At 76.4% G+C, this 5,712-nt stretch carries 3 protein-coding genes; all 3 read right to left on the bottom strand.

From position 1 onward, the window contains the following. The coding region (locus ABEB16_RS13545; RefSeq protein ID WP_345712771.1) for an NAD(P)-dependent oxidoreductase at positions 1-596 on the bottom strand (596 nt) is incomplete at its 3' end. Positions 597-854: 258 nt separating this feature from the next. Further along, positions 855-1,646, bottom strand: a complete 792-nt coding sequence (locus ABEB16_RS13540; protein ID WP_345712770.1) for a carbon-nitrogen hydrolase family protein — start codon at positions 1,644-1,646, stop codon at positions 855-857. Positions 1,647-1,747: 101 nt separating this feature from the next. Then, a partial coding sequence (locus ABEB16_RS13535) for an Ig-like domain-containing protein (RefSeq protein WP_345712769.1) occupies positions 1,748-5,712 on the bottom strand: 3,965 nt, incomplete at its 5' end.

Here is a 5,712-nt window from a genome sequence, read left to right as displayed (position 1 = left end):
TCGGCCGTGGCCGGCGCCGCGATCACCACGTGGTCCGCCCGGTCCCAGATCTCGCCGGTGCGCTCGGCGGGCAGGGTCTCCACCGCCCCCTCCACGGGTCGGCCGCGGCGGGTCACGGCCAGCACGTCCGCCCCCAGGGCGCGCAGGGCGGGGATCATCGCCCGGCCGATGCCGCCGGCCCCGACGATCGCCACGGTGCTGCCGCGCAGCGTGGTCGTCGCGGCGGCCACCGACGGGTCCCAGCCCCGGGCCGCCAGCGCCGCCGGCAACTGCCGGACCCCGGCGAGCAGCAGCGCCACGGCGTGGTCGGCGACGGCCTCGGCGTAGGCCCCCGCGGCCGAGGTCCAGTCGCGGCCGGGGTCCACGACACCCGCCTCGAACCAGGACTCGATGCCCGCCGAGGACAGCTGCACCCAGCGCACCGCGTCGGGCAGCGGCCGGGGGAAGCCGTCCGGGCCGCCGATCCAGACCACGGCCTCCGCCTCGTCCAGCGCCACCGGGCGACCGCCACCGCGGCGCACGGCGTCCAGGACGTCGTCGTCGGGCTCGGGGCCGACGTGCACGGCGGGGCCGGCTGCGGTGGCGGTGCTGCTCATGCGCTGTTCCTCCGGTGCGTGCTGGGGTGTGGTCGGCACACCCTGGCACCCGCCCGCGGCGCCCGCCGCCCGGGGACGCCCGACCTCTCTCGTCCGGTCCCGGAGCGCCCATCTCCGGGTTCGGGCGCTTGACAGGGCCCCTTCGACCGCCCGAACCCGGAGATGGGCGCGGGAGCAGGGGCGCGGGAAGTCGGGCGCGGGAAGTCGGGCGCGGGAAGTCGGGCGCGGGAAGTCGGGCGCGGGAGGCGCGGGATCCCGTCAGAAGCGGCGGTTCGCCAGCACCGGCACCGCGGCGCGGGCGGTGGCCACCTCGTCGGGGTCGACGTCCACGACGAGCAGCCCCGGCGCGTCGCCGAGGGAGTCCAGCACCTCCCCCAGCGGGGACACCACGAGGCTGCACCCGATGCCCGAGGGCGCCCCGCCGCGCGGTGCGGCGCCCACGGACGCGGGGTCGGCCTGCCCGCAGGCGGCGACGAACGTCGTGGAGTCCAGCGCGCGGGCCCGCGCCAGCACCTGCCACTGCTCGACCTTGCCGGGCCCGGCGCCCCAGGACGCGGCCACGACGGACACCTGCGCCCCGCGGTCGGCGAGGGCCTGGTAGAGCCCGGGGAAGCGGATGTCGTAGCAGGTGCTGACGCCGACCCCGACGCCGTCGACGGTCACGACGAGGGGTTCGTCCCCGGCCGCGACGGTGCGGGACTCGGTGAACCCGTACGCGTCGAACAGGTGGATCTTGTCGTAGGCGGCGTCGAGACCGGGGCCGGTGACGAGCAGGGTGTTGCGCACCCGCGTGCCGTCGGCCGGGGTGAACATCCCCACCACGACGGTGACGCCGGCCTCGACGGCGGCCTTGCGCACGGCGGTGGCCCAGGGCCCGTCGAGCGGTTCGGCGACGGGGTGCAGCGGCACCCCGAAGCAGCACATGGTCGCCTCGGGCAGCACGACGAGGGACGCCCCGCGCAGGGCGGCGGAGGCGACGGCCTCCCGCACGAGGTGGAGGTTGGCGGTGGGCTCGGGGGTGGCGGCGATCTGGGCGAGGGCGATGCGCACGCGCACAGGGTGCCACCGCGCCCGGCCGCGACCGCCGGGGTGGTGCCCGATCGTGACCGACCGGACACCACCCGCGGTGTCGCGCCCCCGCGGGGCCGTGCTCAACCCCGGCCGAGGAGGGAGCGGATCTCGGCGTACACGCCGGGCCGGATGCTGCCCTCGCCCCCGAAGACGACCGCGCGGCTGAGCGCCGGCGCGCCGGCGTGCAGGGCGAGGAACGCCTCGCGGGTGGCGGGTGCGAGCGCGCCGCCGGGGGTCAGCAGCAGCGGCCCGCGGTGGGTGCCCATGGCCGCGGCGCCGACGAGGGCGTCGGGCCAGGTGGCGCCGGTGGCCACGCCGAGCGCCTCGGTGGGGGCGTCGCCGGAGCCGGGGGCCGCGCCGGCGAAGCGGGCGGCCACCAGCCGGGCGGTGTCGTAGCGGTCGCGGCCGACGATCGCGCGCTCGGCCTCGGCGGGCAGGGCGCGGACGGCGGGGCCGCCGGCGGGCACGACGCGCTCTGCGCGGGGGTCGTGGCGGTCGAGCCACTCGCGGGTGGCGGCGGGCAGCTGCTCGCCCTTGGTGAGCAGCACGACGCCGCCGGTGTGGGAGGCGAGCGCCGCGACGGCGAGGCCGTCGGGGAAGTTGGTCCCGGAGGCGAGGTAGACGGGTCCGGTGTCGACGCCGGCCTGCACCCGGTCGGCGATCGCCACGGCGGTCTCGTAGCGGTCGTCGCCGCCGATGCGGATGACCCGGTAGCGCCCGTCCAGCTCGATGAGCGCGGTCTGCACCCGGTCGGAGAGGGCGTTGGTGCGGCCGAGGACGTAGACGTCGCCGCCGGGGGTGACGACGCGCTCGACCTCGGCGGCGACGTCCGCGTCGAGGTCCTCGATGTGGGAGAGCAGGAGCGGGCCGGAGACGGCAGCGGCCAGCCGGGCACCGCCGATGGCGTCGGCGAAGTCCCAGGAGGTGGCGACGACGGCGGCGGTGGCGCGCTGCTCGACGGGGAAGGCGTCGCGGGAGACGGCCACGGAGGTGGCGATGCGGTCGCTGCCGCCGAGGCGGTCGACGGCGACGGGGGCGGTCGGGGGTGTGGGGACGGTCACCGGTGCGGCGGTGACGGTGATCGTCACGTTGCCGGTGACGGCCCGGCCGGCGGGGTCGGTGGCGGTGTAGGTGAAGGAGTCGGTGCCGGAGAAACCGGCCGCGGGGGTGTAGGTGTACGAGCCGTCGCCGTTCACGGTGACGCTGCCGTGCGCCGGGGCGGTGGCGAGCGCCGCGACGAGGCTGCTGCCGCGGTCGTTGCCGAGCAGGCCGGTGGCGGCGTCCCGGGTCAGCGTGCCGCCGGCCGGGACGGTGGCGGTGTCGTCGGTGACGCCCGGGGTCACCACGATCGTCACGGTGCCGGTGACGACCTGACCGGCGGAGTCGGTCGCGGTGTACGTGAAGGTGTCGTCCCCGGACCAGCCCAGGACGGGGGTGTACGTGTACGAGCCGTCGGGGTTGACGGTCGCGGTGCCGTGCGCGGGCGGCGTGGTGGCGGTGATGGGGCCGGCACCGGGGTCGTTGGCGAGCAGGCCGGTGATGGCGTCGCGGGTCAGCGTGGTGCCGGCCGGCGTGGTGGCGATGTCGTCGAGCACGCGCGGGGTCACCGTGATCGTGACGTTGCCGGTGACGACCTGACCGGTGGAGTCGGTGGCGGTGTAGGTGAAGGAGTCGTTCCCGGAGAAGCCGCCGGCCGGGGTGTAGGTGTACGAGCCGTCGCCGTTCACGGTGACGCTGCCGTGCGCGGGGTGGGTGGCGCGGGCCGCGGTGAGGCTGCTGCCCAGGTCGTTGCCGAGCAGGCCCGAGCCCACCGGGACGCTCAGCGGGATGCCGGCCGGCGTGGTGCCGGCGTCGTCGGCCACGCGCGGGGTCACCGTGATCGTCGCGGTGCCGGTGGCGACCTGACCGGCGGAGTCGGTGGCGGTGTACGTGAAGGAGTCGGGACCGGAGAAACCGGCGGCCGGGGTGTAGGCGAAGGAGCCGTCGCGGTCGACGACGACGGTCCCGTGCGCGGGGGCGCCGGCGAGGGCGGCGGCGCGGGCGCTGCCGAGGTCGTTGGCGAGCAGGCCGGTGGTGGCGTCCCGGGTCAGCGCCGTCCCGGCCGGCGTCGTGCCGCTGTCGGCGACGGCGACGGGCAGCACGGCGAGGGTGACGACGGCGGTGGCGTTGCCGCCGGCCCCGCTGGCGCGGTAGGTGAAGGAGTCCGGACCGGAGTACCCGGTGCTGGGGGCGTAGGTGTAGGAGCCGTCCGCGGCGAGGGTGAGGGTGCCGTACCGGGGGCTCGCGGTGACGGTGGCGGTGAGGCCGGTGCCGACGGGGACGCCGGCGCCGGCGCCGGTGCCGAGGTCGTTGGCGATGACCCCGCCGGCGACGTTCCTGACGAGCGGGGTGTTGGCGGTCGTGGTGCCGCTGTCGGCGACCGCGACGGGCACCACGACGACGGTCGCGGTGGTGTCGGCGGTCTGCCCGGAGGTGTCGGTCACCCGGTAGGTGAACGTGTCGGTGCCGGAGAACCCGTCGTCCGGGGTGTACCGGCAGGAGCCGTCGGTGTACATGATCGCGTTGCCGTGCGCGAGGCGGGTGGTGATGCCGGCGGCGGTGACGGTGCCGCCGACGCTGACGAGCGAGGCGACGAGGCCGGTGCCCGCGTCGTTGCGCAGCAGGCACCGGACGGGGACGGTCAGCGTGGTGTTCGCCGTGGTCATGGCCAGGTCGGCGGTGGCGACGGGGCGCACGGTGATGCGGACGGTGGCGACGGCGGTGCCGACCCCGCTGGCGTCGTAGGTGAAGGAGTCGGGACCGGAGTACCCGGTGTCCGGGGTGTAGGTGTACGAGCCGTCGGTGTTGAGGACGACGGTGCCGTGCGTGGGGTCGGTGACCTTGGTGGCGCTCACGGCACCGGGGTCGTTGGTGAGCACCCCGGACCCGGCCACGGTGAGCGGGACGCCGGTGCCGGCGGCAGCGGCCGCGGCGGTGATGGCGGCGGTGGTCGCGGTGTCGTCGACGGCGGTGCTGGCGACGGAGATGCGGACGGTGCCGGTGGCGGCCAGCCCGGCGGCGCCGGTGGCGGTGTAGGTGAAGGTGTCCGTGCCGGAGTATCCGGGGGCCGGGGTGTAGGTGTACGAACCGTCGGTGTTGACGACCACGGTGCCGTGCCCGGGGTCGGTGAGCTTGGTCGCGGTGAGGCCGGTGCCGAGGTCGTTGGCGAGCAGACCGGACGCTCCGACGCTCAGCACGGTGTTGGCGGGCGTGGAGCCGCTGTCGTCGCCGACGACGGGGCTGACGGCGACGGTCACGGTCCCGGTCGCCACCTGCCCGGCGGCGTCGGTGGCGGTGTAGGTGAAGGAGTCGGTGCCGGAGAAGCCGAGGGCGGGGGTGTACGTGTACGAACCGCCGGCGCCGACCACGGCGGTGCCGTGCGCGGGGCCGGTGGCCAGCGCCGCGGTGAGGACGGTGCTGCCGGTGTCGTTGGCCAGCGCACCGGGGGCGGCTGCGGTGACGGGCACGCCGGAGGTGGTGCTGGCGGTGTCGCCGGCCGCGGTGGGCGGAGCGGGCAGCGGGGCGACGGCGAGGGTGGTGGTGCGCGCGGTCGTCGGGTAGTACGTCCACAGGTCCAGGCCCATGGCGTCACCGAAGCTGGCGGCGCTCGAGGTGCCGCAGGCGATGTTGGTGCCGCCGGTGGCGCGGCCGAAGGCGCGCTGGGTGCTCGTGCTGTCGTAGCCGGTGTCCGGGTCGCTGTGGCTGACGCTCGGCGCGCCGATGGCCGTGGCGCAGAGGGCGCCGCCCGGGGTGCCGACGTTCGTGCCGTTGCTGGTGGTGTAGCCGCGGTCGTCGTAGAAGGCCCGGGAGCAGCCCCCCGGGGGGCAGTTGCCGCCGGGGGGGTTGTCGAGGGTGATGCTGGGGGCGCCCCAGGTCGTCTGGCCGCTCTGGTAGGTGGCGCTCTCGATGTCGAGCATCGGCAGGTGGTACTCGCCGCCCTTCAGGACCGCTCGCACGGTGTAGCTCGACGCCACGGGGAAGTCGTTGCCGGCGTTGTCCTTGCCGT

This window comes from Kineococcus glutinatus, from assembly GCF_039542765.1.
Classification (GTDB): Bacteria; Actinomycetota; Actinomycetes; order Actinomycetales; family Kineococcaceae; genus Kineococcus_A; species Kineococcus_A glutinatus.
Note: the sequence above shows the minus strand (reverse complement) of the source record. Positions and strands in the feature narration are given on the sequence as shown.